This is a genomic window from Mesorhizobium loti R88b, from assembly GCF_013170845.1.
GTDB classification, from domain to species: domain Bacteria; phylum Pseudomonadota; class Alphaproteobacteria; order Rhizobiales; family Rhizobiaceae; genus Mesorhizobium; species Mesorhizobium loti_B.
In genome coordinates this window covers 2,021,652-2,039,110 of record NZ_CP033367.1, presented here as the reverse complement: position 1 = coordinate 2,039,110, position 17,459 = coordinate 2,021,652, and the positions used below count along the sequence as shown (strand labels likewise).

Annotated in this window: 19 protein-coding genes; 9 read left to right on the top strand and 10 right to left on the bottom strand. The window is 62.7% G+C overall.

Annotated elements, in window-relative coordinates; all coding sequences use genetic code 11:
* The first annotated feature begins 121 nt into the window (after positions 1-121).
* The 5 genes from EB235_RS09950 to EB235_RS09930 are packed head-to-tail and all read left to right on the top strand — an operon-like array spanning position 122 to position 4,370.
* Positions 122-1,009 (top strand): sugar phosphate isomerase/epimerase family protein, encoded by an 888-nt coding sequence (locus tag EB235_RS09950; RefSeq protein ID WP_027031149.1) that lies wholly within the window; start codon positions 122-124, stop codon positions 1,007-1,009.
* Between the two features lie 60 nt (positions 1,010-1,069).
* On the top strand, positions 1,070-2,239 hold the full coding sequence (locus tag EB235_RS09945) for a mandelate racemase/muconate lactonizing enzyme family protein (protein ID WP_027031150.1): 1,170 nt from the start codon (positions 1,070-1,072) through the stop codon (positions 2,237-2,239).
* Positions 2,240-2,241: 2 nt separating this feature from the next.
* Positions 2,242-2,961, top strand: a complete 720-nt coding sequence (locus EB235_RS09940) for a FadR/GntR family transcriptional regulator (RefSeq protein ID WP_027031151.1) — start codon at positions 2,242-2,244, stop codon at positions 2,959-2,961.
* A 2-nt stretch (positions 2,962-2,963) separates the two neighbouring features.
* Positions 2,964-3,950, top strand: a complete 987-nt coding sequence (locus tag EB235_RS09935; protein ID WP_027031152.1) for a hydroxyacid dehydrogenase — start codon at positions 2,964-2,966, stop codon at positions 3,948-3,950.
* Positions 3,951-3,992: 42 nt separating this feature from the next.
* Complete coding sequence (locus EB235_RS09930) at positions 3,993-4,370, top strand: hypothetical protein (RefSeq protein WP_027031153.1); 378 nt, start codon at positions 3,993-3,995, stop codon at positions 4,368-4,370.
* Positions 4,371-4,395: 25 nt separating this feature from the next.
* On the opposite strand, the gene EB235_RS09925 is transcribed toward EB235_RS09930, so the two are convergent.
* Positions 4,396-5,688, bottom strand: coding sequence for an amidase (locus tag EB235_RS09925; protein ID WP_027031154.1), 1,293 nt, complete (start codon positions 5,686-5,688; stop codon positions 4,396-4,398).
* A 116-nt stretch (positions 5,689-5,804) separates the two neighbouring features.
* Here EB235_RS09925 and EB235_RS09920 point away from each other — a divergent pair, with 116 nt between their 5' ends.
* Positions 5,805-6,152: a GFA family protein gene (locus EB235_RS09920; protein WP_027031155.1), complete on the top strand. Its 348-nt coding sequence runs from the start codon at positions 5,805-5,807 to the stop codon at positions 6,150-6,152.
* A 12-nt stretch (positions 6,153-6,164) separates the two neighbouring features.
* Here EB235_RS09920 and EB235_RS09915 read toward each other — a convergent pair whose 3' ends face one another.
* Positions 6,165-7,073, bottom strand: a complete 909-nt coding sequence (locus tag EB235_RS09915) for an SDR family oxidoreductase (protein ID WP_027031156.1) — start codon at positions 7,071-7,073, stop codon at positions 6,165-6,167.
* A 97-nt stretch (positions 7,074-7,170) separates the two neighbouring features.
* Here EB235_RS09915 and EB235_RS09910 point away from each other — a divergent pair, with 97 nt between their 5' ends.
* Positions 7,171-7,749 carry a TetR/AcrR family transcriptional regulator gene (locus EB235_RS09910; RefSeq protein WP_027031157.1) on the top strand — a complete coding sequence of 193 codons (579 nt, stop codon included), beginning with the start codon at positions 7,171-7,173 and terminating at the stop codon, positions 7,747-7,749.
* 46 nt (positions 7,750-7,795) lie between these two features.
* On the opposite strand, the gene EB235_RS09905 is transcribed toward EB235_RS09910, so the two are convergent.
* Positions 7,796-9,010 carry an MFS transporter gene (locus EB235_RS09905; protein WP_027031158.1) on the bottom strand — a complete coding sequence of 405 codons (1,215 nt, stop codon included), beginning with the start codon at positions 9,008-9,010 and terminating at the stop codon, positions 7,796-7,798.
* Positions 9,011-9,194: 184 nt separating this feature from the next.
* On the opposite strand from EB235_RS09905, the gene EB235_RS09900 reads away from it, so the two are divergent.
* Positions 9,195-10,166, top strand: coding sequence for an AraC family transcriptional regulator (locus EB235_RS09900; RefSeq protein WP_027031159.1), 972 nt, complete (start codon positions 9,195-9,197; stop codon positions 10,164-10,166).
* Between the two features lie 121 nt (positions 10,167-10,287).
* Entirely contained in the window at positions 10,288-10,719 is a 432-nt protein-coding gene (locus EB235_RS09895) for a DUF4437 domain-containing protein (RefSeq protein ID WP_027031160.1), read from the top strand.
* A gap of 13 nt (positions 10,720-10,732) precedes the next feature.
* Here the strand turns inward: EB235_RS09895 and EB235_RS09890 are convergent, their stop codons facing one another.
* The 7 genes from EB235_RS09890 to EB235_RS09860 all read right to left on the bottom strand — a co-directional run bounded on the left by EB235_RS09890 (position 10,733) and on the right by EB235_RS09860 (position 17,433).
* Positions 10,733-11,818 (bottom strand): ABC transporter ATP-binding protein, encoded by a 1,086-nt coding sequence (locus tag EB235_RS09890; RefSeq protein ID WP_027031161.1) that lies wholly within the window; start codon positions 11,816-11,818, stop codon positions 10,733-10,735.
* A complete protein-coding gene (locus EB235_RS09885) occupies positions 11,818-12,921 on the bottom strand; it encodes an ABC transporter ATP-binding protein (protein ID WP_027031162.1) in 1,104 nt (367 codons plus the stop codon). The genes EB235_RS09890 and EB235_RS09885 overlap by 1 nt, the downstream gene beginning before the upstream one ends.
* Positions 12,918-13,142, bottom strand: a complete 225-nt coding sequence (locus EB235_RS09880; protein ID WP_027031163.1) for a hypothetical protein — start codon at positions 13,140-13,142, stop codon at positions 12,918-12,920. Before EB235_RS09880 ends, EB235_RS09885 begins: the two co-directional genes overlap by 4 nt.
* Positions 13,139-14,098, bottom strand: coding sequence for a carbohydrate ABC transporter permease (locus tag EB235_RS09875; protein WP_027031164.1), 960 nt, complete (start codon positions 14,096-14,098; stop codon positions 13,139-13,141). Before EB235_RS09875 ends, EB235_RS09880 begins: the two co-directional genes overlap by 4 nt.
* Before the next feature lies 1 nt (position 14,099).
* A complete protein-coding gene (locus EB235_RS09870) occupies positions 14,100-15,005 on the bottom strand; it encodes a carbohydrate ABC transporter permease (RefSeq protein ID WP_027031165.1) in 906 nt (301 codons plus the stop codon).
* A gap of 69 nt (positions 15,006-15,074) precedes the next feature.
* A complete protein-coding gene (locus tag EB235_RS09865) occupies positions 15,075-16,391 on the bottom strand; it encodes an ABC transporter substrate-binding protein (RefSeq protein ID WP_027031166.1) in 1,317 nt (438 codons plus the stop codon).
* 358 nt (positions 16,392-16,749) lie between these two features.
* Positions 16,750-17,433 carry a TetR/AcrR family transcriptional regulator gene (locus EB235_RS09860; RefSeq protein ID WP_027031167.1) on the bottom strand — a complete coding sequence of 228 codons (684 nt, stop codon included), beginning with the start codon at positions 17,431-17,433 and terminating at the stop codon, positions 16,750-16,752.
* Between the last annotated feature and the right edge of the window lie 26 nt (positions 17,434-17,459).

The following is a 17,459-nucleotide window of genomic DNA, read 5'->3' as shown; positions in this document are numbered from 1 at the left end:
CAATTGGTCGAACCAGTTTGCGAGAAAAGGCTGGGGATGCCTTGGGGAGGAACCCTTGCGTCGTCTTTTGGCAACGCATGTCGCAGGCAAACCATACGGACGAATTTGGGAAGGACAGACCATGCATCTTTCGACGCACAACTGGATGCGCGCGGAGCCGTTGGAGGTGACGCTGAAGCGCATCAAGAAATTCGGCTATGAGTCGATCGAGATTTCCGGCGAACCCGAACAGTACAAGACCAAGGAGACGCGGGCGCTCTTGAAGGAGCATGGCATCCGTTGCTGGGGCGCGGTGACCCTGATGCTGGGCGAACGCAACCTTGCCGCCAGGAACCAGGGCCAGCGCGAGCGCTCCGTGCAGTACGTCAAGGACGTGCTGACCATGGTCAGCGAGCTCGACGGCGAGATCATCACGCTCGTTCCCGCAACCGTCGGCAAGGTGGTGCCGGATGGCACCGAGGAAGAGGAATGGAAGTGGGTCGTCGACGCGACCCGCGAGTGTTTCACCCATGCCAAGAAGGTCGGCGTCAAGATTGCCGTCGAGCCACTGAACCGCTTCGAGACCTATCTGTTCAACCGCGGCGCCCAGGCGCTGGCGCTGGCCGACGCGGTCAGCCCCGAATGCGGCGTCTGCCTCGACGCCTACCACATCCACATGGAGGAATTTAACGTCCATGATGCGATCCGTCAGGTCGGAAAGCGCCTGTTCGACTTCCATGTCGCCGACAACAACCGCTTCGCCGCCGGCCTCGGCCAGATCGACTGGCCCGCAATCATCGCCACCTTGAAGGAAGTCGGCTACGACGGCGCGCTGACCAACGAGTTCGTCGCACCGGTCGACCGCACGCCGGCGGCACCCTATCCCGAAATGGTCGAACGCCACCCGGTCGATATCTCGCCCGAGCAGCTGAAGTTCATCCAGGACCACGGCTCCAGCGTGCTGACCGAGAAATTCTACACCGACCAGATGCGCATCACCGCCGAAACGCTGCTGCCGCTGATCAAGTAGTCGACTGCTTCCGGGAAATTTGCCCTTCCGCCCTGACTGGCGGCGGGGCTGGGGAAAGACATGCGCATCAAGACCGTCCAAGCCTGGTGGGTCCGCATCCCGATCGAAGCCGCGAAGCAACATCGCAGCGACTTCGGCCAGGTGACGACCTTCGACGCCGCCATCCTGCGCATCGAGACCGATGACGGGCTGGTCGGCTGGGGCGAAGGCAAGAACGCCGCCGGCAGCGCCGGCAGCTACGGCGCTCTCGTCCACATGCTGAACCATGAGGTCGGGCCGCAACTGATCGGCCGCGACCCCGCCGATATCGGCGTCATCTGGGAGATGCTCTACAATGGCGTGCGCCACGACAGCGCGGCGCGCGCAGGCCATGCCATGCCGCAGCTGGCACGGCGCGGCATGAGCATCGCCGCCATCAGCGCCGTCGACATCGCGCTCTGGGATATTCTGGGGAAATCACTCGGCGTGCCGGTCTGGCGGCTGCTCGGCGGCCGCAAGCTCGACCGCATGCCGGCCTATGCCTCGGGCGGCTGGGCATCGGCCGATGCCATCGGCGAACAACTGAAATCCTACATTGCCAGGGGCGGCTTCAAGGCGCTGAAGATGCGGGTCGGCGCTATGGATGGGGCAGCCCATGTTTCGGCCGCCCGTGTCCGCGCCGCGCGCCAGGCGCTCGGCCCCGATGTCGAGCTGATGGTCGATGCCCACGGCACCTATACGGTGGCCGAGGCCAAACGCTTCATCCATCTCGTCAACGACCTCGATCTCGCCTGGTTCGAGGAGCCTGTGATCGCCGACGACAAGCCGGGCATGGCTGAAGTGCGCGCCTCGGGTGCGGTTCCGATCGCCACCGGCGAGAGCGAGGCGACACGTTATGCCTTCCGCGACCTCGCCGTGCTCAAGGCCGCCGACATCTTCCAGCCCGATCCCGCCTTTTGCGGCGGCATCAGCGAGGCGATGAAGATCGGCACCATCGCCAGCGCCTTCAATCTGCGCTTTGCCCCGCATCTATGGGCCGGCGCGCCCTGCTTCTTCGCCGGCTTGCATGTCTGCGCGGCCTCGCCGTCGAGTTTCACCGTCGAATATTCGCTCGGCGCCAACCCGATGATCCACGATCTGATCGAAGAGACTGTCGAAGCAAAGGACGGTATGATAGCGATCCCGGAAAGGCCGGGTCTGGGAATCACCATCTCGGAGCGGTTCCTGGAGGCGCACGCGCAACGCAGTTGACGATGAAAGAAAAGAACCTTCTCGCGGAACTCGCAGCCTATCTCTTCTCCCATTCGGACAAGGATACGGGCCGGACGCCGTCGGAACGGGAACTGGCGGAGCATTTCGGCGTCAGCCGCGGCCAGATTCGCGAAGCGCTCGCCATCCTGGAAGCCATGCGGATCGTCGAGCGCCGGGCCAAGTCCGGCATCTACATCGACACCAAGCAGGCGAGCGTCGAGGCGCTGGCGCTGTTTGCCCGCGCCGGCCTGCCGCTCGATCCCTTGCAGATTTACGAGACGGTCGAATTGCGCAAGATCCATGAGATCAAGGCGGCCGAGCTTGCCTGCTCGCGCGCCACCGAGGAGAATTTCGAGCGGCTGCGCGAGATCCTCAAGGCATCCGAGGAGCGCATCGCCGCTGGCGAAGGCCTGGCCAAGGAAGACCGCGAGTTTCATCTGGAGATCGTGCGCGCCACCAAGAACAGCGTCTTCCACAACATCTGCAGCGTCTACTATCTGATGGGCGAACAGCGTCTGCCGATCTACTTCAACGATCCCGAACGCAGCGTGCGTTCGCATGCCGAGCACGTGCAGATCTACGAGGCGCTGCTGCGCCGCGACGGCAATCTCGCCCAGGCGCTGATGAGCGCCCATCTGCAAGGCGCGGAGAGCTACTGGAAGGGCCTGATCGAGGGCGGCAAGGCGGTTGCGCCCACAAGCCCGGCACTCGAAAAGGCCTGACCGTGGACCAGCCAAAGATACTGTCGACCCACCCGTTGCACCCGCGCGCCTCGGCCAAGTTGGCAGGAGCTGGCCAGCTTGTCATTGCCTCGGCGATCGATGCCGCCACCCTGACCAGGGAGGCCAAGGACGCCGACATCGTCATCGTGCGCGCGCACCTGCCGCCACAGCTTTTCGAGGGCGCCTGGAAGCTGAGGGCGGCTATCCGCCACGGCGCCGGGCTCGACATGATCCCGATGGAGGCGGCGACCGCTGCCGGCGTGCTGGTGGCCAACGTACCGGCGGTCAATGCGCGCTCTGTCGCCGAACACGTGATGTTCACCGCACTTGCGCTGCTGCGGCAATTCCGCAAGGTCGACCGCGACCTCAGGGCCAAAGGCTGGCTCGCCGGACGCGAGCACGCCAATACCAACAGCGAGCTTGCCGGCAAGACCATCGGCATTGTCGGCCTCGGCGCCGTTGGCCAGGCCGTCGGCCATATCGCCGCGCACGGCTTCGACCTGAAAGTGGTGGCTACGACGCGCAGCATGCAGCCGGCGCCAGACAAGGTCGGCTTCCTCTCCATCGACGCGCTGGTCGAACAGAGCGACATCATCGTGCTCTGCTGTCCGCTGACCGAGGAAACGCGCGGCCTGATCAGTCGCGAACGCATCACCCGCATGAAGCCCAATGCGCTCTTGATCAACGTGTCGCGCGGGCCGGTCGTCGATGACGACGCGCTGATCGAAGCCTTGCAGAAACGTCGCATCGGCGGTGCCGCGCTCGACGTGTTTTCGACGCAGCCGCTGCCGGCCAATCATCCCTATTTCGGCTTTGACAACGTCATCATCACCCCGCATATGGCCGGCATTACCGAGGAATCGATGATGCGCATGGGCGTCGGCGCGGTGGGGGAAGCCTTGCTGGTGCTGGCGGGCAAGCTGCCGGTCAATCTGCGCAATCCCGAAGTGGCCGATCACTACCGGCAGCGGTTTCCGCTCGACATCTAGCGCATCGCGGTTTCGCCCCAATTCTCCGCGACGCTGAGCACCATGTTCGCTTTTCGCTTCGCATTTCTTGGTCTTGCCGCATGTTCGATCGCGGCCTTGCCCTCGCTCGCGGCGGCGCAAAGCAGCGATTACGTCTATTGCAGCAATGGGATCGTCTGCGTCATGGCCCCCTGCCCATCGGGCAATGCGCTCGATCTGGCCACCGGCAAGATCACGAAGGGCGTGGAACTGAACACCACCGAATTGCCGCCGCTGAGCAGATTCGCACCTGACCTCTCCGACAAGCTCCATGCGGGAAAGCTTGTCGTCCGCGGATCTATCCAGCATCGTGGTAAGCCAAGCGATCCGCCGATGCTGGTCATTACCAACATCGAACGCGCGTCCAAGACAGGCGAGCGCAAGCGCTGCGCGGCGCACTGATTGCCTATCCGAGGCACACTGCCCTTCAGAACAGCCGCTCGACTTCAGCAGCAATCCGCAGCAGGCGCTGGTCATGACCATTGCGCGCCACCAGCATCAGTCCGGCCGGCAGCGCCGTATCAGGCATCGGCAGCGAGATCGCGCAGAGGCCGAACTGGTTGGCGACCTGCGTGTTGCGCAGCAGCAGGCCTTCTATACGGTCGCGCAATTCGGCGTCCTCGGCCAGGGAAACGATGGTCGGGGCCGTCACCGGCGTGGTTGGCAGAGCCAGCACATCGACCGATGCCAGCCGCTCATCCATGGCGGCGACGAGCGCGCGGCGGCGGCGCAAGGCCCTGATGTAGACCGGCGTCGGCAGCATGGCCGCGCGCGACAAAGGCCCGCTGACATGCGGATCGACCGGCACCGGTGCGCCTGTTGCCAGCCAGTCGGCATGCACTTCGGCTCCTTCCATGGCAGCGATCGAGCCGCGCTTGGTGGCCGCGCGCATATCGGCAATGAAGTCATCGATCGATATGTCCACCAACCGCGCCCCTGTCCGCTCTATCTTGGCAAGGCTGCGATCGAAGGCCGCGCTGATCTCGCTTTCAGTGTCTTCGAAAAGACGGCCACGCGGAATACCGACACGAAGCCCGGCAAGCGGGAGCGGCAGATGCAGCGGCGGTAGTTCCTCGCCAGCCATTGCGGCGTCGGCAACCGCACACGCGGCAACGCTCAGAGCCAGCGGCCCGATGGAATCCAGTGTCGCAGACAATGGATACGCGCCGGTCAACGGCACACGCCGCGCCGTCGGCTTGAAGCCGACAACACCATTCAACGATGCCGGGATGCGGATGGAACCGCCGGTATCGGAGCCGATCGAAATGTCGCTCGTCCCCTCGCCGACGGAAACGCCGGCACCCGATGAGGAGCCACCGGGAATGCGACTGCTGTCGAGGGCATTGCCCGGCGTGCCGTAATGCATGTTGTCGCCGATCGCGGTGAAGGCGAATTCGGTCATGTTGGTCTTGCCGATGATGACAGCTCCGGCCTGACGCAACCGGCTGACGATGGCCGCGTCGCGCACGGCGGGCATGGCAGTCCTGAGCATCAGTGAGCCAGCCGTGGTCGCCTCGCCGGCGACATCGAACAGATCCTTGATCGAGACAATGGTGCCGTCGAGCGGTCCGAGCGTCACGCCAGCCTTTTTGCGCGCATCGCTGGCGTCGGCCGCGGCTCGCGCTGCCTCGGCATAGAGCTTCGTGAAGACCTTCTCGTCTCCAGCCCGATTGGCAAGACGTGACAGGATGATTTCGAGACGATCGCGGATGGATTGCATGTCGATGTCGGACTCCGCCAGGATGCAACGTCTTTAAGGCAAGCAGCCGATTTGGCCTGCGGAAGGGATAACCCGGCCAGCGTGCCTTTGCACCTGCCAGCGATAGGAAGATACTGATGCTGTACAGAGGCAGCTGTCATTGCGGCAAGGTCGCCTTCGAATTCAAGGCGGAACTCACCGGCGCCATCCGGTGCAATTGTTCGATCTGCTCGCGCAAGGGCGCCCTCTTATGTGCCATTCCGCATGGGAGCCTGACGGTCCTGGCCTGGGGCGATGATCTCGGCAGTTACGCATTCGGCAACCACGCGATGGCGCACCGCTTCTGCCGCACTTGCGGCATCCACCCTTTCGCCGAGGATGTCCGCGAAGGCGGTGAACGCAACGCCTACGTCAATCTCAACTGCGTCGCCGATCTCGACCCTTCCACCCTGTCGGTCTTCAATTTCGACGGCCGCTCGGCCTGAAGCAATTTTGGCTTACCGGTAACCCGTTGCGTCAGCAGGCTTGCCGGCATCCTGGACTTCCGGCACATAGCGCCAGGCATCGGGCCGCGAACCGTCGAGGTCGGTAAAACCATAGACCTGCGCCAACCCGCCGCTGGACAGGGACTGCCCGTTCCAGCGCGCGCGGTTCGGATCCGCCGCCAAGGCGGTAACGGCGCGCCCAACGAAGCGCGGCGTCTCGGAAATGACGAAATGCGGCACAGTGGCGGTTGCATCGCGCCAGTTGTCCTCGCGCACCCCAAAGGCCTCCAGCATCATTTCCGAGCGCATCCAGCCGGGCGTCAACGAGACTGACGTGGCGCCATGTTTCGCAAGGTCCTTGGCGTGCGCCCAGGCCATGCGGTTCACCGCCACCTTGGCCAGGTCGTAGAAGGGCGACAGCCGGTAGTGGTCGGCATTGTATTCAGCCGTGCCGTCGGTGACTTCGACCAGCAGTCCGCCCGCCCGCTCGATCATGAGGGGCAGCGCATGATGGGCGGTGATCAAATGCGTGTCGATGGCCAGCCGCAGCATGCGCAAGCCGTTTTCCAGATTGTGCTCCCAGACAGGCTTGTCCCATTCGAACAGTTTTTCGCCGCCCCAGATGTCGTTGACAAGTATGTCGAGCTGACCCTGTTCAGTGCGGATGCGTTCGACCAGACTTCGTACATCGTCGGCAACCAGATGATCGACCTGTACGGCGATGCCCTTGCCTCCGTTCGCGGAGACCAGTTCCGCCGTTTCCTCAATGGTTTCGGGTCGGGCATATTCTGATTTTTGGCTGCGTGTCGTGCGCCCGGTGACATAGACGGTGGCGCCGGCAGCTCCTAGCTCAACAGCGATACCGCGCCCGGCGCCACGCGTGGCGCCGGCGACCAATGCGACTTTTCCTTGCAACGTCATTGAACTCTCCCGAAAACGGTACGATCGATCAAACTGAGCTGGCTTCCGCCGCTCCTGTCATATATAAATGATCATTCGGTTATATTGAGATGTCAAGATGACAAGACCAAAAACCCAGTCGGACGAGCAGGTGCTGGAGGCAGCGCTTCGGCTGATCCATGGGCATGGTCCGGAGGCGCTCACTTTCGATCGGCTGGCAAAGGCTTGCGGCCTTTCCGGCGCAACTCTTGTGCAGCGTTTTGGAAACAAGGCGCAGCTGAAGCAACGCACGCTTATGCATGCGTGGGACGGTCTCGACGACAAGACCAGGACACTGGGCGCCACCATCGCCATGACACCGGCTGGCGCGATCGAGTTGCTGGTCGCGCTATCGCAAGGCTATGGCGGCATCGATTCCTATGCCGAAGGTCTGCTTGTCCTGCGCGAGGATCTGCGTGATCCCCTGCTCCGGGCGCGGGGTGCGGCCTGGAAGGCATCCCTGTCCAAAATCCTTGCTGATTGCTTCGCGGAGATGCCCACGCCGCCACAGGACATTGGCCTGCTGATGGCATCGCATTGGCAGGGATCGTTGCTGTGGTGGAGTTTCGATCCGACGATCGAACTGGCTGCCTATGTCGAGGACAGTCTCATCCATTTCGTTGCCGCCATCACGACGGCCGTGGCCCGAAAACCGTAGTGGTTGCCGGGCCACCACATAAGGCTGGATTGCTCGCCGAGAGAGACTATTCGGCCTGCTTCGGGCCGCGCAGGAACACCACGATGGCCGCCAGCAGAGTCGCGACGCCGCAATAGGCGAAGGCGCTGGCGACGCCGGCATGATCGACCAGCAGGCCGCCGAAGACGGCGCCGAGCGCGATCGCCACCTGGAACGTCGCCACCATCAGCCCGCCGGCACTTTCGGCCTGGTCGGGGGCTGCCCGCACCAGCCAGCTCTGCAGCCCGACCGGCACCGCGCCGAAGGCAAAGCCCCAGGCGGCAACGGCAAGGGCCGCGACCGTCGGTGAGGCGCCGAAGATCAGCATCGAGGTGGCCGCCAGGGCAATCAGCAACGGCGCCAGGGCGACTGCGGTCTTGAGGTTGCGCTCGGCCAGGATGCCGCCGGCTATATTGCCGAAGAAACCGCCAATGCCATAGGCCAGCAGCACGAGTGAGATCGTCTCGATGTGGAGCACCGGCACCTTTTCGAGGAAGGGGCGCACATAGGTGAAGCCGGCAAAGTGCCCGGACGCGACCAGCAGCACGACCAGCAGAGCCACCCGGATCGACGGCCGTTCCAGCACCTCGAGCAAGGTGCGGAAACTCGCGACACCCACCGGCGGCAGTTTGGGAATGGTGGCCAATTGCACCAGCAGCGCCAGCGCACCGACGATGGTGGCGATCATGAACGCCGTGCGCCATCCCCAGATGTCGCCGACATAGGCGCCGACAGGAGCAGCAGTGACGGTGGCCAGCGAAACGCCGGTCAGGATGATCGACATGGCGCGCGGCATCAGCCGCATCGGCACCAGCCGCAGCGCCATGGCCGCCGACATCGCCCAGAAACCGCCGAGGGCTACGCCGAGCACAACCCGAGCCAGCAGAAGCACGGTGAGCGACGAGGCGAAGGTAGCCAAAAGGTTGGACAGGATCAGGAACCCTGTCAGCATCCACATCACGAACCTGCGGTCCATGCGCCTGGTGATGATCGCCATGGTCGGCGCGGCGATCGCCGCAACGATGGCGGTCGCTGTCACCGCTTGCCCGGCCACGCCTTCGCTGACGCCGAGATCGCGCGCCATCGGCGTCAGCAGGCTGGCGGGCAGGAATTCGGCGGTCACGAGGCCGAAAACGCCAAGCGCCAGCGAGACTACGGCACCCCAGGCCGGTTCGGCTCTCTCGTCGGATTCTGCGGGGTTCGGAAGTGTGGCGTCGATCACACCTGTGGAAGGGTCGGCCATGGTCAGTCTCCGGTCTGTTCGCAGCGCCACATAGGGAATGACCGACCGGGGCTTCCACCCGTTACATGCCTTGCCGTCACGGCTTGGCAGTATGGCCGGCTTCCAGCCTGTTTGCACCGCAACATTTAGCTGCACCGCAACATAGGAAGTGACGGCTTGGAGTTTCCATGTTAAAAACACCAAAATGACCTACAATTCGTCCAAAGTCGCTTTGCCCGCGTCCGGCGACCCGCTGAGCGACATGCTGCGCGGCTTGCGCCTCGACGGTGTCGACTATGGCCGTTGCGTGCTTGGCGAGCCGTGGGCCGTTTCATTTCCCGCGCAGAAAGCGGCGCGTTTCCACTTCATTGGCCAGCAAAGCTGCTGGCTGTTCTCGCCGTCGAAGGAGTGGATCGAACTGTCGGTTGGCGACGCGCTGCTGATCCCGCGCGGCGACGCGCATATTCTGGCCAGCGCGCCAGGCGTGCCGCCCGTTCCGATCGGCCGCTACTCAATCGAACCGGTATGCGAGAACATCTACGACGTCTCAAACGGCTGCGATGGCTGCAAGACGTTGTTGTTTTGCGGCAGCATGCATTTCAACCTCGACGGCTCGCACCCCCTGCTCGACATGATGCCCAGTCTGATGCAGGCGCACAAGCTGATGACCAACGCGCCAGGCATCCAGCATTTGCTTGATGCGATGGCCGGCGAAGTGACGATGGACCGGGTCGGTTCCGGCGGTATTCTGGCGCGCCTTGCCGACGTGCTCGCCGCCACCATCATCCGCTCCTGGGTGGAAAATGGCTGCGGCGATGCCTCCGGCTGGATTGCCGCTGTCCGCAATCCCGATGTCGGCAAGGTGCTCGCCGCCATTCACCTGCAGCCCGACCGCGACTGGACGGTCGAGGCGCTGGCCAGGATGATGGGCGCCTCGCGCTCCGCCTTTGCCCAGCGCTTTGCCACTGTCGTCGGCGAAACGCCGGCCAAATACGTGCTGCGCGTGCGCATGCACCAGGCGCGGCAATGGCTTACCCGGGACGGTTTGAGGGTGTCGGTGACGGCGGCGAAACTGGGTTACGACTCGGAAGCCTCCTTCAGCCGCGCCTTCAAGCGGGTGATGGGCGTGGCGCCGAGCCATCTGCGCAACACCGGCGACGGCGACATCCACAGCTGAGATTCGGATTCGGCACGTCCCGTCAGTCCCTCTGCGGGCTGGAGAAATTGCCAAATCTTTTGGACGGCATGTCATTGCACGCCGGCAGAACCGCCATAGTCTGGCAGGCGGAGGAACCGCCATGCCCAATCGTTCTGCATTTCTAGTACTCGCCACTCTGTGCGTCTTTCCCGCTCGCGCCTTTGCTCTCGAAGACAGCTACCTGCCCGCCGACAAGATCCCTTACGTTGCCGAGGCGCCGGACCAGCCGCAACGGCTGGGTTCGCTATGGGGCGAGCGGGCGAAGGGACCGGCTGGCACGCTGCTGAAGGTCCCCGGCAACTGGCGCGCGCCTGTCCATGGCCACACCGCTGATTACCGCGCCATCGTCATCAAGGGGCTGTGGGCGCACTGGCAGATGGAAGGCGGCGAAGCGACCAAGGTGGTGCTGCCTGTGGGTTCCTACTGGACGCAAAAGGCCAACGAGATGCATGACGACGCCTGCCTCTCGGACACTGAATGCGTGATCCTTTTGATCAATGACACGCCTTACGAGACCTATTTGCCGAAATAGAGCAAGGTGCGGCCTATGACGCGTGCCGCAAGCTGACACCACTGCCCTTGTCGAACAGCACAACCTTGTCCGGGTTCCAGGCAAAGCGCACCGGCTGTTCGATGGCGACATCGGTTCTGGCCGGCACCGTGGCGCGCAGCGTCGTGTCGCCGACCCGCAGCGTCAGGATCTTCTCCACGCCATGGTTCTCGACATCGTGGACGCGTGCCTCGACCGGCGCGCCGCTCTCGAGATAGACATCCTCGGGACGGATGCCGAAGACGAGCGGGCGACCGTCGGTCGCCGCACTCGTCTTGGCTCCCCCTGAGAAAGGCAATTCGAAATTCAACGGCGCCATCACCGCGCGGCCGTTCACCAATCTGCCATCGATGAGGTTCATCGGCGGCGAACCGACGAAGCTTGCCACATAGGTGTCGCGCGGGTTGTTGTAGATCTCGTGCGGCGTGCCGGTCTGGACGATGCGGCCATGATTCAAGACGCCGACCTTGTCACCCATCGACATCGCCTCGATCTGGTCGTGGGTGACGAACAGGAAGGTGGCGCCAAGCTGGATCTGCAGGTTCTTCAACTCCGTACGCAGCGCCTCGCGCAGCTTGGCGTCGAGCGCCGACAGCGGCTCGTCCATCAGGAACACACGCGGCTTGCGCACGATGGCGCGGCCGATCGAGACGCGTTGCATCTCGCCGCCCGACAGCCGGTCGGTCTTGCGATCGAGCAGATGTTCTATCCGCAGTGTACGGGCGGCGCGGTCGACGCGATCCTTGATCTCGGCGTCGGGCAGACGGCGGATCTTCGGCTTCAGCGGAAATTCAAGGTTCTCACGCACCGTGTAGCGCGGATAGAGCGAATATTGCTGCAGCACCAGCGCCACGTCGCGCTCGGCCGCACCCCAATCGGCGACATCGACGCCGTCGATGAAGACCTGACCTTCGCTGGGTTTTTCGAGACCAGCGATCAGCCGCAGCGTCGTCGTCTTGCCAGCCCCTGTTTCGCCGAGCAGCACGAAGAACTCGCCATCGGCGATATCGAGATCGAGCCCGGTCAGAGCCGTGTGGTTGCCGAAGGTCTTGGAAATGTTCTTGAGCTGGATATGGGCCATTACAGTCTCACATCAAGCGACCTGCCGCTTGCCTTGTCGAAGAAATGGGCCTGCGTCGGATCGATCCGGGCAAAGACTTGCTCACCCGGCCCGGCGACGAAGCCACTCTTGGTGCGGGCGCGCAGCATCTTCGAGCCGACCTTCAGGTCGACGATGTCGAAGGAGCCAAGCGGTTCGACGATCTGCGTCTCGACCGCCATGAACCCCTCCGCCGCGTCACGGCGAATGAGCACGCCTTCCGGCCGGATGCCGAGCGCCAGTTCGCCACCGGCATGGCCGTTGAGCTTCGACAGCAGCGTGCGTGGAAACTCGAAACCCGAAGCCGCTCCACCCACCGTCACCGAAGCCGACGACGCCGTCTCGGCAACCGCCGCGTCGGCGACATTCATCACCGGGCTGCCGACGAATTGCGCCACGAACAGATTGGCCGGGCGCGAATAGACCTCGTCGGGTGAGCCGACCTGCTGCAGCACACCCTCATGCATGATGACGATGCGGTCGGCGAGGCTCATCGCCTCGATCTGGTCGTGCGTGACATAGATGGTGGTCGAGCCCTGCTTGATGTGCAGCCGCTTGATCTCGGCGCGCATCTCCTCGCGCAGCTTGGCGTCGAGCGCGCCGATCGGCTCGTCCATCAGCATCGCCTTCGGCCGCCGCACCAGCGCCCTGCCGATGGCGACGCGCTGCATGTCGCCGCCCGAAAGTGCCGATGGCCTCTTGGCCAGCAGATCGGTTATCTGCAGCGTCTTGGCGACCGAGCGCACTTCCTGGTCGATCTCCGCCTTGCTCTTGCGCGTGGCGCGCAAGGGAAAGGCGATGTTCTCGTAGACGCTCATATGCGGATAGAGCGAGAACGACTGGAACACCATGGCGATGTCGCGATCGGCGGCCTTCAAATGCTGGACCGGCTTGCCGTCGATGAGGATGTCGCCCTCGTCGATCGTCTCCAGCCCGGCGACCGCGCGCAAGGTCGTCGTCTTGCCGCAGCCCGACTGGCCGAGCAGGACGATGAACTCGTTGTCCGCAATCTTGAGGTTGAGGTCCTTGATGACCTGGACGGCGCCGAAGAACTTCTGGACGCCGCGAAGCTCGATCTGGGTCAATGCTGTGCTCCCGGATTTCGCGCGGCATGACCGGTGCCGGCCTCCTCTTCAGGCGCGATCTTCGAGGTGATGTTGAAGCCGATCAGTCCGATCAGGATGATGGTCAGGCCGTATGTGTGCAGCAGCATGCTCCACGGCTGGCAGAGCGCCACGATGCCGAGCACCATGAGCACTTGGCTACCGGGTTCCAGATATTTCTGGTTGATGGCGCGAAAGCTCATTTGCGGATCGCTCCAAAGGACATGCCGCGTAACAGATGATTGCGGAGCAGGAAGGTGAAGATCGCGACCGGCAGCAGGAACAGGAAGGTTCCAGCGGCGATGACAGTCCAGTCCGGCAGGCCGGAACCGACCTGGCTCGGGATGAAGGGCGGCGCGGTCTGGGCGCGGCGGTTGGTCATGATCAGCGCGAAGGCATATTCGTTCCACGCCGTTATGAAGCAGAACACCGCGGTGGCGGCGATGCCGGTGGCGGCCTCAGGCAGTACGATCTTGAAGAAGGCCTCCATGCGCGTGTAGCCATCGACGAGAGCGGCTTCCTCATACTCCTTCGGGATTTCGTCCATGAAGCCCTTCATCAGCCACACCGAGAAGGACAGGTTGAAAGCGGTGTAGAGGATGATCAGGCCGATGTGGGAATCGTTGAGGCCGACCGCGCGGTACATTAGGAACATCGGGATCGCCACCACCACCGGGGGCAGCATGCGTGTCGACAGGATGAAGAAGAGCAGATCCGCCTCCCCCTTCACCTTGAAGCGCGAGAAGCCATAGGCGGTAAAAGTACCCATGCCGACCGCCAGCACCGTCGAGGTGATGGCGATGATCAGCGAGTTCAGGAAGCGGCTCGGATAGCCCGACCACTGCACCTGGTCCTTGCCGTCGCGCACGATCTTTTCGCCGCCATCGAAGACGACGCGTTCCCACCATGGAGCCGCCGCGTACTCTTCCGGCGACGGCGGGCTGCGCATTTGCGAGCGCTTGGTGAACAGCTTCACGAAGGGCGAAATCTCGGGCTGGAAGACGACCGTCGGCGGGATGGTCGTGGCCAGATTGCGCGGCTTGAAGGCCGTCGAGGCAATCCAGTAGATCGGCGCCAGGAAGATGATCGTGACCAACAATACGGCGACGATGGCGACGCGGTTGAAGCCGATCTCGGAAGAAGTGCGGACTGCGGCCATCTCAGCGCTCCTTCACCTTGTTGAGATATTTGACGTAGATGTTGGTGATCGCCAGCACCATGATCAGCACGATGTAGGCCAGCGCGCAGGAGCGCCCGGTCTGCCATTCCTGGAACGCCATCTTGTAGAGCCGGATCGAGATCAGCTCGGCCGTCGGCTGGCTGGTCAGGATGTAGGCAAGGTCGAAGGTCTTGAACGCTTCCATGGTGCGGAAGATGACGGCGATCATCAGGATCGGCGCCACCAGCGGCAGCGTGATGCGGAAGAAGGTGTAGAACGGCCCGGCACGATCGATCGCGGCGGCTTCGTAGAGGTGCTTCGGCACCGCCGACAGCCCGGCCAGCGACAGCAGCATGACAAAGGGCGACCACATCCAGATATCGGTCAGCGCAACCGCGTAGAGCGCCATCTTTGGGTCGGCCAGCCACTCGAAATTGCCGAGTCCGAGCGCATAGTTGATGACGCCCCATGATGGGTCATAGAGCAACTTCCAGAACAGCCCTACAACAGCCATGGACAACATCATCGGCAGCAGCAAGAGCGTGGTGATAAGGCCCTTGAGCGGGATATCCCTGTTGAGCAGCATCGCCACGCCGAAGCCGACAAGCAGCTGGCCGGCGACAGAGATGATGACGTATTTCGCGGTGATGGCGAAGTTCGACCAGACATAGGGGTCGTTGAGCAGGTCGCGATAGTTCTGCAGCCCGACGAAATTCGCCGGCGCGTTGGTCGACGCGCGGAAGTCGGTGAAGGAATAGCCAAGCGAATAGATCAGCGGAAAGATGTTGAAGACGATCAGGAACAGGACCGTCGGGATAATGAAGAGGTTGCGGATCGAAATGTCGCTCAGGCCGCGCGCGACCGCCCGCGAGGACCTGTCCAGCGTTGTGATCATCGTGGTCGCCAAGACCCCTGCTCCCGTTTGCAGAAAAAGAAACGGAGGAGGCACCAACGCCCCCTCCGTGATGCATGATTGTTATTGAACGCGGCCGTACTTCTTGAACGTCGCGTTCCAGTCGGTAGCCAGAGCGTCCAGCGTTTCCTTGGCGGTGCCTTCGCCGCCGATCATGTAGGGATAGACGCGCTGGTTGAGCTGCTGCAGCAGTTCGGCGTATTCCGGCACGGCCCAGAAGTCCTTCACCTTGAACATGGTCTCATAGAAGGCCTTGTTGTAGGGCGTGGCACTCTGGAACTCCGGCGACTTGAGCACCGCCGCGCTGCAGGTATAGCCACCAAGGGCCGCCCACTTCTTCTGGGTCTCGTCCTTGATGAACCACTCAAGGAACTTCGTCGCCTCTTCCTGCTTCTTCGAGTAAGAGATGATGGAAATGCCCTGACCGCCGAGAGCGGCGAACTGGTCGCCGTTCGGTCCCGGCGGGTTGGCGAAGAAGCCGGTGTTCTTGGCGTTCGGATTGGACGCCGGATTGATCAGTGAGGGGAAGAACGCGAAGAAGTTCATGCTCATCGCGGCCAGGTTTTCAGTGATCGCCTGGTTGTCCTCGACGAAGAACGACTTGGCCCAGCCCGGAGGCGTGAACTTGTAGAGTTCCTTGTAGGCGTCGAGTGCGGCCACCGCCTTTTCAGAATTGATGTGGCCATCGACCTTGTAGGTCGCGTAGTCACCCAGATCGCCGCCATAGGAGAACAGCGCGTTCTCGAAACCCATCGCCATCGCATCATAGGAATTGTCGGTATAGATGGCGATGCCGTATTTCTTCTGATCCGGCCGGTAGAAGAATTCCGCGATGTCTCGCAGCGCCTTGAAATCCTTCGGCACGTCGAGGTCGTAGCCATACTTGGCCTTGAAGGCTTCCTTTTCCTTGGGATCCTCGAACCAGTCCTTGCGATAGGACCAGCCGACAGCGTCACCCTCAAGCGGGATGGCCCAGTATTTGCCGCTGTTGCCGGGATACTCCGAGTAATATTTCACCGTCGCCGGCGCCATGACGTTGCCGAGGTCGTGCTTCTTGAAGAAGTCGGTGAGATCGACATAGTGGCCGCCGGTCGAGCCGGCACCGAGCCATTGCGAGTCGCCGACGACCAGATCATAGGCGTCGCCATGGGCGTTGAACTCGGTGAAGGCCTTGGTCTGGAAGTCGGACCACGGCGTGGTTTCCACCGTGATCTTGACGCCGGTTTCCTTCTCGTACTCGTTGCCGAGTTCCTGCAGGTAATTGGCCGGATCCCACTCCGCCCAGAAGATGGTGAGCGACTTTTCCTGCGCGTAGACGGACGTTCCGCAGGCAAGCGTTAAGCCGATACCAGCAAGCACGCTGGTCACTAACTTGCGCATAATGATTTCCTCCCTTGTGCGCATTCTACCTTGTCATGCGAGCCGGCGACGAAGCCGGCCCTGGTAGTTCCTCCCGTGATCGCACCTTTCCGGTTCCGGGCCTCCTCGCCCTGCCGGAAAATGGATCGCAGCCCTCACTTTCGATCCGCTTTTCTTTTCTGATCTGGTATTACCAATTTTGCGGCGGCGTCAAGTCCTTTCTTGGCAGTCGGACCTGCTCGTCTCTGCCGAATTTAAGCTTTATCTGCCTGTTTTCCAATGATTTTCCTACTCAGTGATACGCAAAGGCGTTGCACAGCACCCTATGCCGACGCTAACATTGGCAGTCGGCATGCAAATCTGGTCGAACCAGATAGGCCTACTTGACAACCACCCTTGAATCGACGCCGTCTCCTTCATCGATCGATTCAGCGATCGCCGCGCGCACCAGGGCGCCTGCCGCCCATTGCGCGACAGACCTCGTTCTGCGGCTGTCCAGCCCCCAGATATCCTTGAGCACGACCAGCACCTCGACACCGAAAATCAGCGACAGCGCCTGCGCCAGCCGCTTGAAGTCGCGCGGCGGCAGCCGGCCCTTGAGCGGAGCGATCGCCTGCTGCAGCAAGTCGACGCGATGACCACGCGTGAAGGCTGGCTCGCCATCCAGCGTGCCTGCCTGGCGCCTCGCCCACTGATCGAGCGACAGTTTAAGCGCTGCCTTGAACGTCGCCTCGAACGCTTCGATGCGCGGCATCGCCGTGTCGAACAGTTCGGCGACCCGGCGCTCGGCATCGCCGGAGGTCGATTGCCAGGTCAGGATCGGACCGAGCCCCTCGTCGACAACGGCATGCACCAGCGCCGCCTGGCTCGGGAAATAGCGATAGGCTGTGGCGCGGGAAACCTCGGCCGCCTCGGCAACTTCACTGACAGACGGCGTCACGCCCGCCTGCATCAGCCTTGTCGCCGTCTCCAGCATCAACCGTTTCGTGCGCGCCCGAGGTCCACGCTCGGCCCTCTCACCGGTGTCGTCGTTCGCGGCGGCTTGTTGACGTGAGATATCCATATCAATATGATACGCGCGTCTCAAAA

What these genes read in the sequence shown, in the direction of transcription:
- EB235_RS09950 (WP_027031149.1), top strand. Translation starts at nt 122, where the DNA reads ATGCATCTTTCGACGCACAACTGGATGCGCGCGGAGCCGTTGGAGGTG.
- EB235_RS09945 (WP_027031150.1), top strand. Translation starts at nt 1,070, where the DNA reads ATGCGCATCAAGACCGTCCAAGCCTGGTGGGTCCGCATCCCGATCGAA.
- EB235_RS09940 (WP_027031151.1), top strand. Translation starts at nt 2,242, where the DNA reads ATGAAAGAAAAGAACCTTCTCGCGGAACTCGCAGCCTATCTCTTCTCC.
- EB235_RS09930 (WP_027031153.1), top strand. Translation starts at nt 3,993, where the DNA reads ATGTTCGCTTTTCGCTTCGCATTTCTTGGTCTTGCCGCATGTTCGATC.
- EB235_RS09925 (WP_027031154.1), bottom strand. Translation starts at nt 5,688, where the DNA reads ATGCAATCCATCCGCGATCGTCTCGAAATCATCCTGTCACGTCTTGCC.
- EB235_RS09920 (WP_027031155.1), top strand. Translation starts at nt 5,805, where the DNA reads ATGCTGTACAGAGGCAGCTGTCATTGCGGCAAGGTCGCCTTCGAATTC.
- EB235_RS09915 (WP_027031156.1), bottom strand. Translation starts at nt 7,073, where the DNA reads ATGACGTTGCAAGGAAAAGTCGCATTGGTCGCCGGCGCCACGCGTGGC.
- EB235_RS09910 (WP_027031157.1), top strand. Translation starts at nt 7,171, where the DNA reads ATGACAAGACCAAAAACCCAGTCGGACGAGCAGGTGCTGGAGGCAGCG.
- EB235_RS09905 (WP_027031158.1), bottom strand. Translation starts at nt 9,010, where the DNA reads ATGGCCGACCCTTCCACAGGTGTGATCGACGCCACACTTCCGAACCCC.
- EB235_RS09900 (WP_027031159.1), top strand. Translation starts at nt 9,195, where the DNA reads ATGACCTACAATTCGTCCAAAGTCGCTTTGCCCGCGTCCGGCGACCCG.
- EB235_RS09895 (WP_027031160.1), top strand. Translation starts at nt 10,288, where the DNA reads ATGCCCAATCGTTCTGCATTTCTAGTACTCGCCACTCTGTGCGTCTTT.
- EB235_RS09890 (WP_027031161.1), bottom strand. Translation starts at nt 11,818, where the DNA reads ATGGCCCATATCCAGCTCAAGAACATTTCCAAGACCTTCGGCAACCAC.
- EB235_RS09880 (WP_027031163.1), bottom strand. Translation starts at nt 13,142, where the DNA reads ATGAGCTTTCGCGCCATCAACCAGAAATATCTGGAACCCGGTAGCCAA.
- EB235_RS09875 (WP_027031164.1), bottom strand. Translation starts at nt 14,098, where the DNA reads ATGGCCGCAGTCCGCACTTCTTCCGAGATCGGCTTCAACCGCGTCGCC.
- EB235_RS09865 (WP_027031166.1), bottom strand. Translation starts at nt 16,391, where the DNA reads ATGCGCAAGTTAGTGACCAGCGTGCTTGCTGGTATCGGCTTAACGCTT.
- EB235_RS09860 (WP_027031167.1), bottom strand. Translation starts at nt 17,433, where the DNA reads ATGGATATCTCACGTCAACAAGCCGCCGCGAACGACGACACCGGTGAG.